Source organism: Bacillus sp. FSL K6-3200 (assembly GCF_038630485.1).
GTDB lineage: Bacteria > Bacillota > Bacilli > Bacillales > Bacillaceae > Bacillus > Bacillus safensis.
The window spans coordinates 625,103-641,160 of the sequence record NZ_CP152032.1; the positions used below are offsets into that span (position 1 = coordinate 625,103).

Here is a 16,058-nt window from a genome sequence, read left to right on the forward strand (position 1 = left end):
TTGGGAAAATCGTGGTGCTTTGCGGTTTTCTGCGGTATTTGATAGAATTCTGCGGTTTTCTACATCTTTATGCGGTGGTTTTGTAGGTAAAACGCAAAAACAAGATAAAAAAAGACTACTTCCCATTGCGGCGAAGTAGTCTTTTGGTTTATATTTTTGCCAAAACTTCTACTATTTCTTTCTCAATATCTTTCCATAAGTAGCGGTCTGTCGTATAGTGATGTGCGGCTTCTTTCGCAAATACTTGAAAAGCTTCTTCATAATCAGGTGCATCTTTGTCCGGTTTTTTCTCGTCGACAAAGCGCTGTGCTTCTGCTGAGCGAGGTCCCCATTTCCCCACTTCATTCCCATCCTGATCAATGATGACGATAATCGGAATCGATCTTGCGGTCCCGTTCGTTAAATACTGATCCATCAGGTCTAGATGCTCATCCCGAATGAAATAGCGCGCATCAATGAGTGCTTCATTTGCAATACGCATGAAAATCGGTACATTGACCATCGCATCTCCGCACCAATCCGCAGTGATGACAAGCGCTCTGAGTTTTTTCTTTTGCAGCTTTTGCAGCAGTTCTTTTTCTTTTTGATGAATTGCGTACTGGTTGTACACCGTGAGCAGATTTTCCCGGTTTTTCTCCATATTGTGTACATATGTACGTTCAGCTAATCCCTTTGTAAACCATTCATTTAATGTCATATGAACATCCCCCTTACCCTTCAACTTTACCACTTTTGCTATTCTTTTGTCTAAAAAAACCTTCACCTAGTGAAAGGTAAAGGTCTTTTGGTTTATGGACGCCGCTTTCGATTGGGGTCCATCCCGATCAGCTTGGTGACAAGCACCATTGTGACAGGAAGTGACGTATTCTTTTTATACGCTAAATATTTCCCGCGCCATTCAGGCTTATATTTCTGTTTAAACGACCGTAAGCCGCTGAAACTGTACATATATCTGACATTGTTGAAAATGACACTTGCCAAACGCTCCGTGAGAAAGGACTGGTGGAACGTCCCTACATTCGATAAAGGTGCCATTCCCATGTTAAACGATTTGTAGCCTTTTTCTTTCGCCCATTGAAACAGGTGGATAAACAGCGCATCCATCATCCCATTCGGTGCATCATGCATATGACGCATTAAATCGATGGAAATCTCCCCTTCTTGATACATCGGCATCAATGATACAAAGGAAATGATCTGCCCTTGTTCATCCTTTAGAATTGCAATCGGTGCCTTTTGTAGATAGTCTTCTTGAAAATAACCGAGCGAAAATCCTTTTTCTTTTTTCTTTCCGAGCCAGCTGTCAGAGATCTGTTTTAAGGTTGAGATCAACTCATCCGAAAAGGGCGGTTCCAGCATTTCAAAGGTGTAGCCTTCTCGTTCAAACTTATTCGCCACAGCTCGTAAATTTGATTTTTTCTTACCTGACAGAGAAAACGTTTCTAAATCGACCATGGCTTCTTCCCCAAGCTTAAAGAAGTGAAAGCCTAAGTCATGATAGAGAGCCATTCCTTCTCGTTCTACTTGATAAAAAGCAACGCGGTAGCCGGCTTTTTCTGTCTCCTTTAAAAACTCTTCAAGTACAAGCGGATAAGACGCCTCACGTCCAGATGGATCTCCGAGCACAATGACGCAGCGCCCAATTCGCCCAAACTGAAGCATCGCTTCTCCATCACTTGAGAAAAATAGTTTTTTGTCGCCTAAAAAGCCAAGATGACTGAGAGCATTTCCGCCCTTTTCTTCTAAAAACGATTTTAGTTTTTCCTCATCTGCTTTTTCTCCAATCGGAAATGCTTTCTTATTAAAGATCAATTTACTAATGAAGAAGAAAAGCGGTACACCGATGAGAGCGATCATGCTTGTCATCGTGATATGCCGTTCATTATGCACCAAGTAATCCTTACTCAAGAAATGCCCGATTTTTGTCCAAATAAAGTTGCCAATGACATTATAGTTAAACAGCACGAGTAAATAACCAGCGGCTGCCGCCACAAACTGATTCAAGGAATAAGGTGCCTGCTGCTTCACAAATTGATTCCGAAGAGAGAAAAACACAGCCATGATGACTGGCAAAATAAAGATCAGACTGAGGTTAAATCCCTTTAACAAAGTGAACACAAAACCGCCTGCTAAGGAGATCATTGTCAGCACGTACGACCTTTTCGTTCTTTTATACACTTCAATGGACAAAATCATCAGAATGATTCCGAACATTAAAGAAAGACCATTAAATCCCGATAACAGAAAGCGCGGAATGCTGGTAATCACACCTAATCGATCGACCGGAAGCACAACAGACGCCATGATAAGCAAGCCGCTTCCAAAGGTTAAAATCGATAATGATCCGTACAATAAACGGATTAATAAAGCACGGTGCAAAACAATTAAGACGTTCGTTGTTTCAATGGCAGGCGCCATCTTCGGATTGCCTTCAAGGCGTCTAAGTGTCGTTCCCGTTAAATCGTAAGCAGCTAGACAAAGCCCTAAGATAAACGGGAAGATTGAGTACACGAAGCGGTACAAGACGAGCGCCGTCAGCACCATTTCTTTATCGAAACCAATGTACTGCATGCTCAGTAAAAAGATGAGGTCAAACGAACCAAATCCGCCCGGAACCATACTGATTAAACCGCCGATTGACGCAATCGCAAATACACCTAATACAATTCGGACATCGACATTCATTCCCATAGAGACGACAGCCATGTACATGACAAGACCAGCTGCCAGCCATTCTAAAAACGATGCACCGATATAAGCGTAAATTGGATGTTTCAGTCCATTTTCACTGCTCTCAATCGAGCTTTTTCGAAGGGATGCCATGACGATATAAATCGGTACAATACAGGCAAAGATAATGACAAATGCCCATAGCCACGGCTCCTGGCTGATAATACTTTCAACAGGAAGCACCCTGACCAAGATCAAATCACTGAAAATAGATAAGCCCAAAAGGACAGAGGAAGTCAAAAGGGCAATGCCTTTCAGCAATTTTTTCGTATCTGTTATGTACTCCTTATAGAGAAGCGTTCTAAGCCCTGCTCCTGATAGACCGCCAAATCCAAGAACGCTGTTAAAGGAGTTCGCAATCCAGGAAATGCGAATCGTTTTCCAGCCGCTGATCGGCATATTCAGGCTTTTTCGTAAAATAAAATCATATAAGGACATCGATAAAACCGCGACAAGTCCAAGAAAAACAAGAATAAACAAGTCCATTCGGTTCAAGCTGTCAATAATATAAAACGTCTTTTTAATGGAAAGTCCGCTCAGCTCCTGCTTCGCGACAAAGATCAAGACAAGGATAATCACGATCGGAAAAAGCATTTTTAAGACCGTCATACCCGTTTTTTTGTTCCACATGTTTTTCCCAACTTTCTAGGTTGCTTCAATTATTTCAACTGACCATTATTATACAACAAATACCACTTAATTCATGCAGTTTAACATTCAAAAGCTTGACGAACCTTTCAATTAGAAGTAAAAATCAGTAATATAAAGAAAAAGAGCCGCTTAAAGGAAGTGAACAAGCGTGGAATATAATATTCATGACACCACCGTATTAAAAGAAGAGATTCTATCTCCAGAGGAAAAAAAGACATGGGTTCTTTATATGAAAGTGCTCACAGCTGCAGGTCTTGGAGATGTTTCTGAATGGATGAAGCTTGATATGAGTATGCCTCAAATGAAGGTGCTCATGCTGCTCAATAACCATGGCTCTCTCAAAGTATCCGAAATCGCTGAAAAAATGGGCGCTTCTTTGTCCAATATGACAGGTCTGCTTGACCGGTTAGAACAGTCTAACTTTGTCGTGCGAAAGCACTCTGAGCGTGACCGGAGAATCATTGTTGTAGAGCTGACAGAGGAAGCGAAAAATATTTTCAGAAGCATTTATCAAAAAGGACACGAAAAAATCAAAAATTCCCTGCAGCGGCTCAATGACGAGGAAAAAGAAAAAGTCAATGAAGGCCTTGCTATCTTAGAAAAAGCACTGCGTCCTGAACGCGGCTAACAAAAGAAAAGGAAAAAAGACGGTCACTTGGAGTCCGTCTTTTTTGTTTCTTCTACTTGTCGATCTGGGGTGATAAGATTTTTACGAATCACTTCCCTGTCATCCCATAAAAGATAGGCTAAACCGATGATGAGAAAAAAGATGCTGATCCACGTACCGCCAGGGAGCAGCTGTTCAAGTTCCTCAATCGTTCTTTCTGAGCCTAAGCTGTTACTATAGCGTATCTCAAAAAGAACATATTTCGCTAAATAAAACAATGCAGCCATACAAATAAACATGGCGCCGACAATTCTTCTTCCAGACATGCGTTTACTCCTTTAATTCCACTGATTTCTTTTGATTAATTCCGTGATATGGGCAAGGTGATGCTTTGAATGCCAGACGTACATTCCCGTTGCATCATATAAGGACACCGTTTGTTGATCGGCAGGGTGATAATAAGAAGCGTTGAAGTCTTCCTCTGACATTCCCCGCAGTAAAGTGACCCACCTGCGATGCAGACTGCTAATCAAAGGCAGAGATAAACTAATGGGCGCCTTGCTGTCAGGAAGTGAGGCAAATCCCTCCTGATCATATGGACGTATGTCCGGTGTATCTTCTGTGAGAGCAAGTTTGAATCGTAAGTATGCATTCAGATGGCTGTCTGCTACGTGGTGAATGAGCTGACGAACAGTCCATCCTCCCGGCCGATAAGGTGTATCAAGCTGAGCATCTGTCAGCGGTGCGGTCACCGCTTCATACTCTTCGGGGATTGCAGCCAGCTGATCCATCCATGCTTCAAGCTGGGCTTTCGTTTTTGTTTCTACCGGTTCATATAAGCCAATCGGATATTGTAATGACGTCATACGCTCTCTCCTCCCTCAAATCCTTCAAGCACAAATTTTCCAATCATCTTACCTTGCTCAAGTGTTTGATGTGCCTGCTTCAAGTTAGCAGCATTAATCGGACTGAGAACCTTTGTTAAGGTATGCGTTATTTTTCCCTGCTCAAATAACTCACCCGCCTCTGTCAAAAGCTCATGCTGTTTGATCATGTCCGCTGTTTCATACATAGGGCGTGTGAACATGAATTCCCATACAAATGCCGCACTTTTATTTTTGAGTAATTGAATGTCTAGGTTGTGCTCGTTTTCGACAATGGTACAGATCGTGCCTTGCGGTTTGATAGCTTCTGCCATGCCTTTGAAATGTCCATCTGTATCATTTAAGCATAAAATAAAATCCACTTCGCCTATTCCTTTTTCCTCGAGCTGCGCTAAAAGCGGCTGATGATGATCAATGATATGATCGGCTCCTAATGACAGACACCACTCTTTTGTTTCTGGTCTTGATGCGGTAGCGATCACAGTTGCCTTCGCTAATTTGGCTAGTTGAATGGCGATAGACCCAACACCGCCTGCACCACCAATAATCAGCAAGGTTGAGCCTTCAGCATTCCGCTTCATATGCATCCGGTCAAATAAAGCCTCATAAGCCGTAATTGTTGTAAGGGGCATCGCGGCGGCTTCTGCAAAGGATAGATTGGCAGGCTTTTTCGCCACAATACGCTCATCCACAAGCTGATATTCACTATTCGACCCTTGACGCGTAATATCTCCCGCGTAGTATACGTGATCACCTGGCTGAAACAATGTACACGATTCACCTACTTCAACAACCGTACCGCTTGCATCATAGCCTAGAATTTTCAGTTTTTTCTCCTTCTGATCCTTCGGTGATCTCACCTTTGTATCAACTGGATTCACGGACACAGCCTCTATCTTCACCAGTACATCTCTGCCAGACACTTTAGGCTTTTCAACCTCCTGATCCATCAGGCTTTGCTCATGCTCAATCGGCAAATACTCCAATAGTCCAACTGCTTTCACTCGCTCGCACTCCCTTTCTCCATTCTTTCTTTCCACATTTTATCATAATTTTCTGATGTTTATGGCTGGATCAAACGAGTGATGGCACATTTATGACCTTTTCAGGGCCTTTCGCTCTCTCGCCATGTATGAAGGACGTGCCTTTTGCAATGAAGGAACATAAGTGAACCAGCTGTTGGATTTAAAAAACAGCTGAACGTAGTAAAACTGAATGTGCTGCAGAAAAACAACGATCAATAGGAAAAAAGTGAATGAGAGTGTAGATAGATCCGCCCTTCCTTGTATCCATTCATTAATCAATAGAATTATAAAACCGAGGATGATGAGCTGTTCAAGTCTTTGGACGAGCTGGCTAAAGACATGCCAGCGTTTTGATAGATCACCAGACTGGTGCTTTCTAATCTTTCTCGATTTGTAGAACCAAATGATACTTTCTGTTAGGTTATGAATCATAAAAAGAGCGATGAGGGCGATCAATAAAGGTGACGGGGTATAAAGGACTTGTGCAACGAACGGAAACACTAAAAAATAACAGGCAATCAATGCGTGTCTAACTGATAAGAGAAATAGGTCTTTTTCTATGGATGTTTTCATCTGTTTCACCTCCATATGTACTACGTTTCATTGGCCGAAATGTTCCCCTTCGCTATCAAAAAAGGATGCCTCAAGAAGGCATCCTTTTCATGAATCAAACTTAAAAAGCAGCGCTTAGTACGACAGGACCTTGCGGAAGCTTGTTATCCTTTTTTGGTTCAAGGGTAACAGCGACGGTATCCCATGATTCGCTTGCTTCTTTTTCAGATAACGCATAGGTGACGGTTCCTTCCCCTTTGTTATCTGTTTTAAAGGCACCGGCTGGCACCGGCTGATCTCCTTTAATGAGCCACACTTGATAAACAGCAGATGAATCAAGCTGACCCTTTAAGCCATCTGCACTCACAACAAGTTCTTTTTTGCCGTTATGCTCTATCACTGAAAAAGCACCTGTCGTTTTTGGTGATGCGGACGATGCCAGTGATTTTGTGGCAACAACTCTGACAGGTTCTTCCGCCTGTTCTTTTCCATTCGTTAAGAAATACACATTTCCAGCTGCTGAAATAAGAAGCAATGCCGCAACGAGCGGTAGGAGCCACTGGTTTCGTTTCTTTTTCAGTGGTTTGATTTCGTTTGGCTCAGATGCAGCCTTGAGCTCTTTTCTATGGCTATTCTTTTCTTCTACTGTCTCTTCTTCAAACACCTGGGATAAAATACGGTCTTTCATCCCTGCCGGAGGTGTTTGGTCTTCGGCTAGAAATGGAATGTCAGACATGAGCGATGTCAATTCTTCAAGCTCTTCTTTGCAAGCTGAGCAGTGCTTGATGTGCTCTTCAAATTGCGCGTTTTCTTCTCCTTGTAAATGCCCGTTGAAATAATCAATCACTTGATGTTTACACTGAGTCATGCCTCTTCCTCCTTTCCTCCGCGAGACAGTTTTGATCGCAAATGCTTTAATGACAATCGAACCCTTCCCTTTACCGTACCAATAGGGATGCCCAGCTTTTCCGCGATGCTCTTTTGTGTCATCCCTTTAAAATAGACATCTTCTATGATGGCTTGCTGTTCTTTTGACAGTGTAGATACTGCTTCACGTATGATTTGTTTTTCCTCGTTCCATTCCACTTCTTTTGATACATCTTCTTGATGATCGGCTAAATATTCAATATGCTCATCTTCCAAAGCCGTTTCATTCCGGTTCTTTCTTATGAGATCAATGGCCGTGTTTCGTGACATCATGAATAACCACGAGGAGAATTTCCCTTTATCCGTATGATATTCTCCTATGCCGCGCCAGAGCTTGATAAAGACCTCTTGAAGCACTTCCTCCGCGAGCTCACGGCTGCCAGTCATTTTATAAATAAACGAATATAACACACGTTCATAACGATCGTACAGCACTTCAAGCGAGGGCTTGTGACGATCATATTTGATCTTGTGATACAGCTCAAAATCTTGCAATGTGTCCATGGTCATCTCCTTCCTTTTTCATGAGAAAGAGCATGCGCATCCATCATGAAATCCTTCACGTATTGCTTATCACTCGATTTGCTGAAATAAGCCTACCTTGTACTTTACTCTTTTTTCAAGGAGAAAAAAAGAGCGCTGAAAAAGGAAGTGTGCTCCTCATGAGAATGTATTTACTTTACGACATAACAAACCATTTGGATCACTTATGGTACAAAAGTCAAGAATCCATGTGTGACCACTCTCTGATCAGTTGATTTTAGCAAGCTCTCGTCTCCCTCTCAATTCAATTGAGGTAGAACGCATTCTTTCCACATGTCATAATAGGGTGTAAATTGGAGAAATTGGAGTGTCCGTATATGATGGTGACGATTGTTCTTTTTTTATTAGCAGGTTTAGCAGAAATTGGCGGAGGCTATTTGGTATGGCTTTGGCTGCGTGAAGCAAAACCTGTCAGCTTTGGGATCGCCGGCAGCCTCATCTTGGTTGCATATGGCGTCATTCCAACCTTCCAGCAGTTTCCGACTTTCGGACGGGTTTACGCTGCCTATGGCGGTGTTTTTGTCATTCTTGCTGTGTTTTGGGGCTGGTGGGTCGATCGAAAAACACCTGATCTATATGACTGGATGGGTGCTTTGATCTGTTTGGCTGGAGTCAGTGTGATGTTATTTGCGCCTCGCAGTTAATTTCTCATTTTCTATACATCAAAAAGGGCTAAAATGATTTTTAGCCCTTTTTGAAATGTTACATTCTAAATTGTGTTTCGTATAAACGACGGTAAAGTCCATCCATTTTGAGTAATTCTTCATGTTTTCCCTGCTCTTTTACGCCTTCTTTTGTGAGTACGATAATGCGATCGGCATGCTGAATTGTCGCTAAACGATGCGCAATGATAAAAGTCGTTCGTCCTTCAGCCAGCTCTTCTAGTGATGCTTGAATAAAAGACTCTGTCTCGGTATCAAGCGAAGAGGTCGCCTCATCTAAAATGAAAATGGGCGGATTTTTCAAGAAAATACGTGCTATGGAGATACGCTGTTTTTGTCCTCCAGATAACATCATCCCGCGCTCACCAATGACCGTATCAAGTCCTTTTGGCAAACTATTGACTAAGTCCATTAGCTGAGCTTTCTCTACTGCTTGCCAAATCTCTTCTTCAGATGCATTCAGTTTTCCGTATTGGATGTTTTCACGTATTGTTCCATGAAATAAATAAATCTCCTGCTGCACGACACCAATTTGTGCGCGCAGCGATGCAAGTGTCATCTTTCGCGTGTCTATGCCATCAATTGTAATACTCCCCTCCTGCCATTCATAAAACCGGGGAAGCAGATTACAAAGCGTCGATTTTCCAGCACCAGATGGACCGACAATGGCAATTTTCTCTCCTTGTTTGACCTCAAGATTGATGTCATGCAGAACAGGTTTGTTTGATTCATATTGAAAAGATACATGCTCAAAAATGATATTCCCATTTAACTGATGGACTTCGATTGCATCCTCATCATCCTTTTCATCTGGTGTTTGGTCGATCAGTGATGCGAATCGTTTAAAGCCTGCTGCACCTTTTGGATACATTTCAATGACTGCATTGATTTGTTGAATGGGTCCTAAGAAAATACCTGTTAATAGCACGAATGAAACAAATTCCCCATATGTCATATTTTTTTGCAGTACAAACCATGCACCGCACACCAGTCCAAATACGGTGACACTTTTAATGAGTAAATGACTCACTGCTGTATGCAGTGCCATCATTTGATATGTTGTCAGTTTTGTTTTTCTAAACTGCTCGTTATGCTCGATAAAACGATCCATTTCATGTGACTCATTCCCGAAGGCTTTCACCACACGAATGCCGCTAATATTGTTTTCCACTCGTGAATGGAATTGTCCAATGCTTGAAAACATTTTATCAAAAGCAGCAGACATTTTTTTCGTAAAGTAGACTGATAATCCGATCAGGAATGGAACGACAATAAATGTGAGAACCGCAAGCTGCCAGTTAATCGATAGCATCAAACCAAATGCGCCCGTTAATGTCATGATGGCGATAAATAAATCCTCTGGGCCGTGATGTGCCATCTCTCCAATATCCATTAAATCATTGGTCATGCGTGATACGAGCTTGCCTGTTTTCTTTTGGTCAAAGAAACGGAATGACATTCTTTGTACATGAGAGAATAGTTGATTCCTCATATCGGTCTCAATATTGATCCCCAACTTATGGCCAAAATAAGTCACAACGTAATGCATGGTGGAACTGATGACATATAAAATGAGCAGCAAACTGCCCCAGAACCAAATGGCTTCCCAATTACCATTGGGCAGTAAATCGTCCATCACTTTACTGATGGCTAGCGGAAAGGATAGTTCGAGTAAGGCAGCCAGTACCGCACAGGAAAAATCTAATATAAACAGTCCCATATAAGGTTTGTAGTATGAAAAAAAACGTTTAAACAATTGACAGACCTCCTAATGATGAGATAAATCTGTCAATAAATCAGCAAACTTTTCAGCTTGATTCATGACTGCAATGGGATCATAAGGCCAAAAGAATTCTGCATCCAGTTGATAGGTTTGCTCTTTTTTAACAGCTTTTAAACTCTTCCAGATGGAATTATTTTCATCAAATGTCCCGCCATTGGATTCATCAATGAAGATATAATCCCCTGCATATTTCGGAAGGGTTTCATAGGAGAGTACCTCATAGCCTGTTTTACTGTTTAAAATTGTATCTTCAACCTCTTTTGGCGGATTCACTTTCAATTGTTGATATAGCGCCTGTCCGCCTCGGTAAATTCCGTTCCCATACACATACACATCGTTTTTAAATGCGCCCATGATGGAAACTGTTTCATTCTCTTTTAATGCAGACTTTACTTTTTTTCGAGCTGCTTCAATACGTTGATCAAAAGAGGCGAGAAACGTTTTTCCTTCCTCTTCTTTGTTTAGCACCTTAGCCAAAGTTGTGATTTCCTCATGTGCGTCTTTGAATGAATTGTAAGGATATACGAGTGTTGGCGCTATTTTTTTATACACATCATAGATTTTTTCATCCTGTACTGCGGTGATAATTAGATCAGGCTTTAAGCTAAGTGCTTTTTCAGCTGAACGCTCGTCACTAATGTCCTCTATCCCTTTGATCTTGTCCTTCAGGTGTACATTCTTTAAATCTTGTGTTGTTGCACCTACAGGGTGAACATCCAATGCAATTGCACTGCCTAAATATCCATCTATGAGAATGCGTTTTGGGTTTGCTGGAATGTCGATTTTTCCTTTTACAGTCTCAATAGTTTTCGTTTGCTGCTTTGTTTCTGCCGTTTTGGCTTGTTCTTTATTGCCACAGGCTGACAATACCAGCATGAAGATGACAGCACATATCCAATATGTTTTTTTCATATGAGTATTCCTCCTTCATTTTCCTGATACAAATGAGAATAGTTATCAATTACTAGTCTCATGTATTCTATCAACCTCATACGAAGTGGTCTATGGAGGATTCTCGCAACTTACATATGGACAATTGTTGGATTGGGTTCCTGAGTCAATCGGGAGACAAATCGGTTCATTAAATGAAGCACCCGCTCCCCCTCATCAAATCGAAACTCCTCTAGCTTTAGTGGATAGAAGGTTCCGTTTTTCACAGCGGACAATTGACGGAGAACATCGCTTTCCTCCATCCGTTGTTCCATTTGGTCATACCACCCATGTTCAACACCTACAATAAAAAACATGTGATCCGCCTCGTATTCTCTTAACCTTTCTAAAGGAATGACTGTATGTTGATTGGGGAGAAGAACTTCTTCTAGAATCGTCTTCGGAGGCTTTAAATCAAGCGTTTCGTAAAGGTAGAAGGCGCCTCTAGCATTATAGGACCACATATACACTTTGTCGTGTCCTCTCATTTCATAAATCGCCACTGTCTCTCCTTTTTCCCTAAAGGAAGATAGATCATTTCTTGCCTTTTGACTCAGATGTTCGAAGCGTTTCACCCAATCATCTGCCTCTTTCTCTCTTCCTAACAGACGACCTGTAGATAAGACCTCTTGTACAACATGACCACCGGTATATGGCAGAACAAGGACAGGGGCAATCCGCTCCAACCGTTTGATCAACGCAGGCTTCGAATAAAAATAGTTAGGAATAATGATTATATCTAATTGAAGTGATTTGAATACGTCATCAGGTGTGTGTTCATCTATGACCAGCGCACCGGCCAGCTGATCTTTGAGTATATCTGAATGGAGAAAGGTTTCTTTGTCAATGCAGACAGGCCGAATGCCTAGCGCGGCCAATGACCCGACGAATTGAAAAGCAGCAATTCGCTCTGGTCTTCGATTGTTTCTGAACTGACTAGGGGACCTTCCTGTCTTCTGCCTGAATATCCTGCTGAAATATAAACTGTCTGTATAGCCCACTTGCCGCGCAATCATTTGAATTTGATCATCTGTTTGCAGAAGACGTTTTTTTGCTTCATCTATTCGAATTTGTGCAAGATAGTCAGTCACACTCAGTCCCATACTTTGTTTAAAAAAGGTCGAAAAATAACTCTCATGAAAACCCATCTTATGGGCTAAGTCTTTTCTCGTTAGTTTTTTTTCATAATGCTGCGCCATATACTGCAAAATCATTTCAATAGAATAATGCACTTTCTCAGTGTATGGCTTGGATTGACGGTGAAAAATGTGCATGATGTCCTCCAGCCTTTTCTCCTGTTCTTGGATGCACTGACTCATCTCCATTTGTTTGATGTAGGAAAAAAGCATGGCAGAGCCTTTGACCATTGCTCCATTATCCGGCAGATCATCATAACTCATCTTAAAAACCAATTCATTTTGCGCATCATTTGCCAGGGTAAACTGATCAAATGTGATCGTATAAATCGCCATCTGTTCGTTGGATAAAGATTGGAGCATTACGTTTATACCTGAGCGGATCAACATACTGTCTTTTGCGTTTAGCTGATATTGCAATCCTTCCATTTCAATTCTCACAGATCCATCGCATGTCAAGAACATAGGGAAAGATGTCTGCCAGGAGACTGCTTGTTTGACAGAAAGAGAACGCTCTCTACTTTCTTTCATGCGCAGAATGGTATGAGTACGGGTTGTCATTTTCTCTTTCTCCTTCCATATAAAAAAAGTGCTAAAATTTTAGCACTTCAATGGTTGACTGGATATTCATTAACGAGCTCCAGCTGTTTGTAATTCTTTGTTTTTCTCTTTAAAGCGTTCGTTATGAGAGGAAACGTATGCCACTTTTTCGGCTTCTGGTTCGATGTAAAGTTTTGCGCTATTCAGTGCATTGACTCCATCAACAAACGTGCCAGCAATTAAGCGGACCTTGCTTTTATGTGTACACAAGTCGCCTACCGCATAGACGCCCGGTAAATTGGTTTCCATTTTTTCATTGACCTCGATCAGTCCCCATTCACCTTGCTTGAGGCCCCATTCTGATAGCACGCTTAAATCGCCTTTCATCCCATGATTAACGATCACAGCATCTGTTTCAATTCGTTCTTTTTCACCTGTCTCTATGTTTTGAATGGTGACGGCATCAATTTTGTCACCTTGACCATGCAGCTCTGTTAGTTCATGCGGGGTTAAAATTCGTTTGCAAGTTGCCTTCATGTTGGCGACGTTTTTCTCATGTCCGCCAAACATGTCACGGCGATGCACGACGGTGACACTTTCAGCAATCGGTGCAAGGGCATTGGCCCAGTCAACCGCTGAGTCGCCGCCTCCTGAAATAACAACCCGCTTCCCTGCAAATGTCTTAAGCTCCTGGACAGTGTAATAAAGGTTTGTCACTTCATAGCGGTCTGCATGCTCGATTTCAAGTTTCCGCTGAACTGGAATGCCGTGACCCATCGCTAATATGAGGGTCTTTGTTAAATGACGATCACCATTTTCAGCCGTCAGTATAATGTGATTATGTTCATCTCGCTCGAATGACGTGATTTTTTGATTCAGTGCAATCTCTGGTTCAAATGTTTTCGCCTGTGTTTCCAGCTGCTGTATCAGCTGTTCTCCTCTTGTTGGCGGCAAACCGCCGACATCCCAAATGACCTTTTCAGGATACAGAAGGATTTTTCCGCCAAGGCTTTCGTTGTACTCAAGTACCTTCGTCTTTAAGTCCCGCATCCCACTATAAAAGGCGGTATACATGCCTGCTGGACCGCCGCCAATAATGGTGACGTCAAACAATTCAAGCTGATCTGTCATTTGAGTCCCTCCAGTTTTCCATCGAATGATCTATTTTTCAGTGATATTGATTCTCATTATCATATGTACCTATTGTAGTCTACTCTAGTGAAGGGAATCAATAGCTTTCTGCAAAAAAAGAACAGGACGAGCGCTCACTCGTCCTGTCATCCATCACACAATGGTTAAACCAAGGTCTTTTAATTCAAGAGAAACAAGTCTTGCAATCGCATCTGCGCCTTCTTTTGTAAAGTGCGTGCGATCCTCAATTCCTGTTGACAGCATAAAGTAAGAGGTCGTTTTCTCTATACCGGAAATTTGATAAAACTGAAGACTTGCGGTATTTAAATCGACGAGAAGAACTTCTTCTTCATCGGCTAATTCTTTCATAGCGGCACAGTAATCAGGAAAATCATTGATAAATTCTCCGTCTTTTTCATGAAAACGGCCGACTGGCGTTAATAAAAGTGGTGTTGCCCCTTTTGCTCTTGCTCCATGAATATATTGAGACAGGTAGCTTTTATATGTCGTGAAAGGATCAGTATGCCGCTCAGGCTTTTCCTTGGAAGCATCATTGTGCCCCATTTGTATGAAAAGCCAGTCTCCTGGCTGAATGTCAGCCAATATGTCATCAAGGCGTCCTTCTTCAATGAATGTTTTTGAGCTTCTTCCACCAATGGCACGGTTCTCGACGTTAACCCCGTGTGCTGTATAGCGGTGTAAAAACTCTCCCCATCCTCCTTGAACAGGACGATCTGGATAAGATGAAACGGTCGAATCACCAGCTAAATAGATGGTTGTCATGTTCATACGCCTCCCTTTTTCATTGAGCCACTTCATCCGAGCGATACGGACATGCTAGTGGCTGCTGAAAAGATATGAAACAATCAGCATCGCTATTTCAATTATTCTCTTTTTAATGATCAAAACCCTGCTTACCGTAGATGTGAATATGTTAAATATGCGGCGGAAGTTCTATTTTTGATTCCACTGCTTGATGTAACGCCTGAAGCATGTAGCCAATTCCTTTATATGGAGCCAGCGGATAATTTGCTTTTTGATGAGGCTGTAATAAAGGATCGATCACTTTTCGATATTTCTTTCCACCTAGTACCACCAGTTCATCATATGCGAAAAGATTTTTTTGATGAAATTGCCGGCTCAGTTCTTCTCGTGTGATCTGTTCAGCATGCGGTGTACCAAAAGCCACATCATAATTTTCGTGAATGATATCCTGTGCCTTTAAGAACCCATGTTTCGCTGATAAGATCATCCAGTCTGAAAAAAACGTTTGAGCATAGCTTTTCGTACGCTGATGCAGAGGACTTAAATATACATGGTTCGCTGGCTGGCTCCCTGCTTCTGGATCGACATCCCAAATTTTCTTCGCGCCACATGGAATGATACAAACTCGCTTCACTCAGATTTTCTCCTTCCTTTTTCGATAGATCTGATACACAATACAGCCTAGCGCTGTGCCAAGTGTATTTAAGAGAATATCATCAATATCGCTGCTTCTTGTAATGATACCAGATTGCGAGAACATCCATTGGAGCAATTCGATCATGGTTGACAAGAGAAAGCCCCCAAGAACCGCCTTTTGCCAGCGCATAGCTCTAAAGGCTTGATATAGAAAAAAACCGAGTGGTACAAATAACAATATGTTTCCTGCTAAATTTAAAAAGACAAGATTTGGATAGCCATGATGGTAGGCGTGAAGATTTTGATAAATGGACTGCAAAGGCATGAGGTTGACACTCACCTGATCTCTTGGGGCAGAAAAACGATTTGGAAAGACTGTCAAATATAATAAAACATTCGTATAAATAAACAGACAGGCAAGGACCAATTCTGTCCGCAAATAAATAAAACGATTGTGCTTTTTTGCCTGTTTGTATCTCATATGTAAATAGAGCGGGACGAGCAGGAGAAAATAAGCAATGGAAAACATAGCACTGGATGTCATACAGAGAGCTGC

The 16,058-nt window shown here is 41.9% G+C and carries 17 protein-coding genes; 2 read left to right on the forward strand and 15 right to left on the reverse strand.

The annotated features are described in order from the left end of the window. Positions 1 to 148: 148 nt before the first annotated feature. Positions 149 to 697, reverse strand: a complete 549-nt coding sequence (locus tag MHI60_RS03330; RefSeq protein ID WP_024425227.1) for a thioredoxin family protein — start codon at positions 695 to 697, stop codon at positions 149 to 151. Between the two features lie 92 nt (positions 698 to 789). Beyond that, positions 790 to 3,360, reverse strand: coding sequence for a bifunctional lysylphosphatidylglycerol flippase/synthetase MprF (gene mprF, locus MHI60_RS03335; protein ID WP_144485694.1), 2,571 nt, complete (start codon positions 3,358 to 3,360; stop codon positions 790 to 792). A gap of 169 nt (positions 3,361 to 3,529) precedes the next feature. Between mprF and MHI60_RS03340 the strand changes: the two genes are divergently transcribed. Then, a complete protein-coding gene (locus MHI60_RS03340; RefSeq protein WP_024425228.1) occupies positions 3,530 to 4,009 on the forward strand; it encodes a MarR family transcriptional regulator in 480 nt (159 codons plus the stop codon). A 23-nt stretch (positions 4,010 to 4,032) separates the two neighbouring features. Here MHI60_RS03340 and MHI60_RS03345 read toward each other — a convergent pair whose 3' ends face one another. The 6 genes from MHI60_RS03345 to MHI60_RS03370 all read right to left on the reverse strand — a co-directional run bounded on the left by MHI60_RS03345 (position 4,033) and on the right by MHI60_RS03370 (position 7,880). Continuing rightward, the gene (locus MHI60_RS03345) at positions 4,033 to 4,314 is read right to left on the reverse strand and encodes a hypothetical protein (RefSeq protein WP_144472409.1); all 282 of its coding nucleotides are present in this window, start codon (positions 4,312 to 4,314) and stop codon (positions 4,033 to 4,035) included. 12 nt (positions 4,315 to 4,326) lie between these two features. Continuing rightward, positions 4,327 to 4,854 carry a YfiT family bacillithiol transferase gene (locus MHI60_RS03350; RefSeq protein ID WP_095408013.1) on the reverse strand — a complete coding sequence of 176 codons (528 nt, stop codon included), beginning with the start codon at positions 4,852 to 4,854 and terminating at the stop codon, positions 4,327 to 4,329. Further along, positions 4,851 to 5,876 carry a zinc-binding alcohol dehydrogenase family protein gene (locus MHI60_RS03355; protein WP_144472411.1) on the reverse strand — a complete coding sequence of 342 codons (1,026 nt, stop codon included), beginning with the start codon at positions 5,874 to 5,876 and terminating at the stop codon, positions 4,851 to 4,853. The genes MHI60_RS03350 and MHI60_RS03355 overlap by 4 nt, the downstream gene beginning before the upstream one ends. Positions 5,877 to 5,966: 90 nt before the next feature. After that, positions 5,967 to 6,470 carry a hypothetical protein gene (locus MHI60_RS03360; RefSeq protein WP_095408011.1) on the reverse strand — a complete coding sequence of 168 codons (504 nt, stop codon included), beginning with the start codon at positions 6,468 to 6,470 and terminating at the stop codon, positions 5,967 to 5,969. 100 nt (positions 6,471 to 6,570) lie between these two features. Continuing rightward, positions 6,571 to 7,317: an anti-sigma factor gene (locus MHI60_RS03365; protein ID WP_095408010.1), complete on the reverse strand. Its 747-nt coding sequence runs from the start codon at positions 7,315 to 7,317 to the stop codon at positions 6,571 to 6,573. Then, the gene (locus MHI60_RS03370; protein ID WP_095408009.1) at positions 7,314 to 7,880 is read right to left on the reverse strand and encodes a sigma-70 family RNA polymerase sigma factor; all 567 of its coding nucleotides are present in this window, start codon (positions 7,878 to 7,880) and stop codon (positions 7,314 to 7,316) included. Before MHI60_RS03370 ends, MHI60_RS03365 begins: the two co-directional genes overlap by 4 nt. A gap of 356 nt (positions 7,881 to 8,236) precedes the next feature. Here MHI60_RS03370 and MHI60_RS03375 point away from each other — a divergent pair, with 356 nt between their 5' ends. Continuing rightward, positions 8,237 to 8,563: a YnfA family protein gene (locus MHI60_RS03375; RefSeq protein WP_024425817.1), complete on the forward strand. Its 327-nt coding sequence runs from the start codon at positions 8,237 to 8,239 to the stop codon at positions 8,561 to 8,563. A gap of 58 nt (positions 8,564 to 8,621) precedes the next feature. Here MHI60_RS03375 and MHI60_RS03380 read toward each other — a convergent pair whose 3' ends face one another. The 7 genes from MHI60_RS03380 to MHI60_RS03410 form a co-directional block, all read right to left on the reverse strand. Continuing rightward, positions 8,622 to 10,337 carry an ABC transporter ATP-binding protein gene (locus MHI60_RS03380; RefSeq protein WP_144472413.1) on the reverse strand — a complete coding sequence of 572 codons (1,716 nt, stop codon included), beginning with the start codon at positions 10,335 to 10,337 and terminating at the stop codon, positions 8,622 to 8,624. A gap of 12 nt (positions 10,338 to 10,349) precedes the next feature. Then, positions 10,350 to 11,276, reverse strand: a complete 927-nt coding sequence (locus MHI60_RS03385) for an ABC transporter substrate-binding protein (protein ID WP_144485698.1) — start codon at positions 11,274 to 11,276, stop codon at positions 10,350 to 10,352. Between the two features lie 110 nt (positions 11,277 to 11,386). Then, positions 11,387 to 12,991, reverse strand: coding sequence for an AraC family transcriptional regulator (locus tag MHI60_RS03390; RefSeq protein ID WP_144485700.1), 1,605 nt, complete (start codon positions 12,989 to 12,991; stop codon positions 11,387 to 11,389). Between the two features lie 69 nt (positions 12,992 to 13,060). Further along, a complete protein-coding gene (locus MHI60_RS03395; RefSeq protein WP_111291953.1) occupies positions 13,061 to 14,101 on the reverse strand; it encodes an NAD(P)/FAD-dependent oxidoreductase in 1,041 nt (346 codons plus the stop codon). Between the two features lie 153 nt (positions 14,102 to 14,254). Then, positions 14,255 to 14,884 (reverse strand): rhamnogalacturonan acetylesterase, encoded by a 630-nt coding sequence (locus MHI60_RS03400; RefSeq protein WP_144472417.1) that lies wholly within the window; start codon positions 14,882 to 14,884, stop codon positions 14,255 to 14,257. Positions 14,885 to 15,035: 151 nt separating this feature from the next. Next, complete coding sequence (locus MHI60_RS03405; RefSeq protein WP_144472419.1) at positions 15,036 to 15,500, reverse strand: DUF6884 domain-containing protein; 465 nt, start codon at positions 15,498 to 15,500, stop codon at positions 15,036 to 15,038. Next, the gene (locus MHI60_RS03410; RefSeq protein WP_144485702.1) at positions 15,501 to 16,046 is read right to left on the reverse strand and encodes a VanZ family protein; all 546 of its coding nucleotides are present in this window, start codon (positions 16,044 to 16,046) and stop codon (positions 15,501 to 15,503) included. Between the last annotated feature and the right edge of the window lie 12 nt (positions 16,047 to 16,058).

Coding starts and splice junctions, on each gene's coding strand:
- MHI60_RS03330 (WP_024425227.1), bottom strand. CDS start 697: ATGACATTAAATGAATGGTTTACAAAGGGATTAGCTGAACGTACATAT.
- mprF (WP_144485694.1), bottom strand. CDS start 3,360: ATGTGGAACAAAAAAACGGGTATGACGGTCTTAAAAATGCTTTTTCCG.
- MHI60_RS03345 (WP_144472409.1), bottom strand. CDS start 4,314: ATGTCTGGAAGAAGAATTGTCGGCGCCATGTTTATTTGTATGGCTGCA.
- MHI60_RS03350 (WP_095408013.1), bottom strand. CDS start 4,854: ATGACGTCATTACAATATCCGATTGGCTTATATGAACCGGTAGAAACA.
- MHI60_RS03360 (WP_095408011.1), bottom strand. CDS start 6,470: ATGAAAACATCCATAGAAAAAGACCTATTTCTCTTATCAGTTAGACAC.
- MHI60_RS03365 (WP_095408010.1), bottom strand. CDS start 7,317: ATGACTCAGTGTAAACATCAAGTGATTGATTATTTCAACGGGCATTTA.
- MHI60_RS03370 (WP_095408009.1), bottom strand. CDS start 7,880: ATGGACACATTGCAAGATTTTGAGCTGTATCACAAGATCAAATATGAT.
- MHI60_RS03375 (WP_024425817.1), top strand. CDS start 8,237: ATGATGGTGACGATTGTTCTTTTTTTATTAGCAGGTTTAGCAGAAATT.
- MHI60_RS03385 (WP_144485698.1), bottom strand. CDS start 11,276: ATGAAAAAAACATATTGGATATGTGCTGTCATCTTCATGCTGGTATTG.
- MHI60_RS03390 (WP_144485700.1), bottom strand. CDS start 12,991: ATGACAACCCGTACTCATACCATTCTGCGCATGAAAGAAAGTAGAGAG.
- MHI60_RS03395 (WP_111291953.1), bottom strand. CDS start 14,101: ATGACAGATCAGCTTGAATTGTTTGACGTCACCATTATTGGCGGCGGT.
- MHI60_RS03400 (WP_144472417.1), bottom strand. CDS start 14,884: ATGACAACCATCTATTTAGCTGGTGATTCGACCGTTTCATCTTATCCA.
- MHI60_RS03410 (WP_144485702.1), bottom strand. CDS start 16,046: ATGACATCCAGTGCTATGTTTTCCATTGCTTATTTTCTCCTGCTCGTC.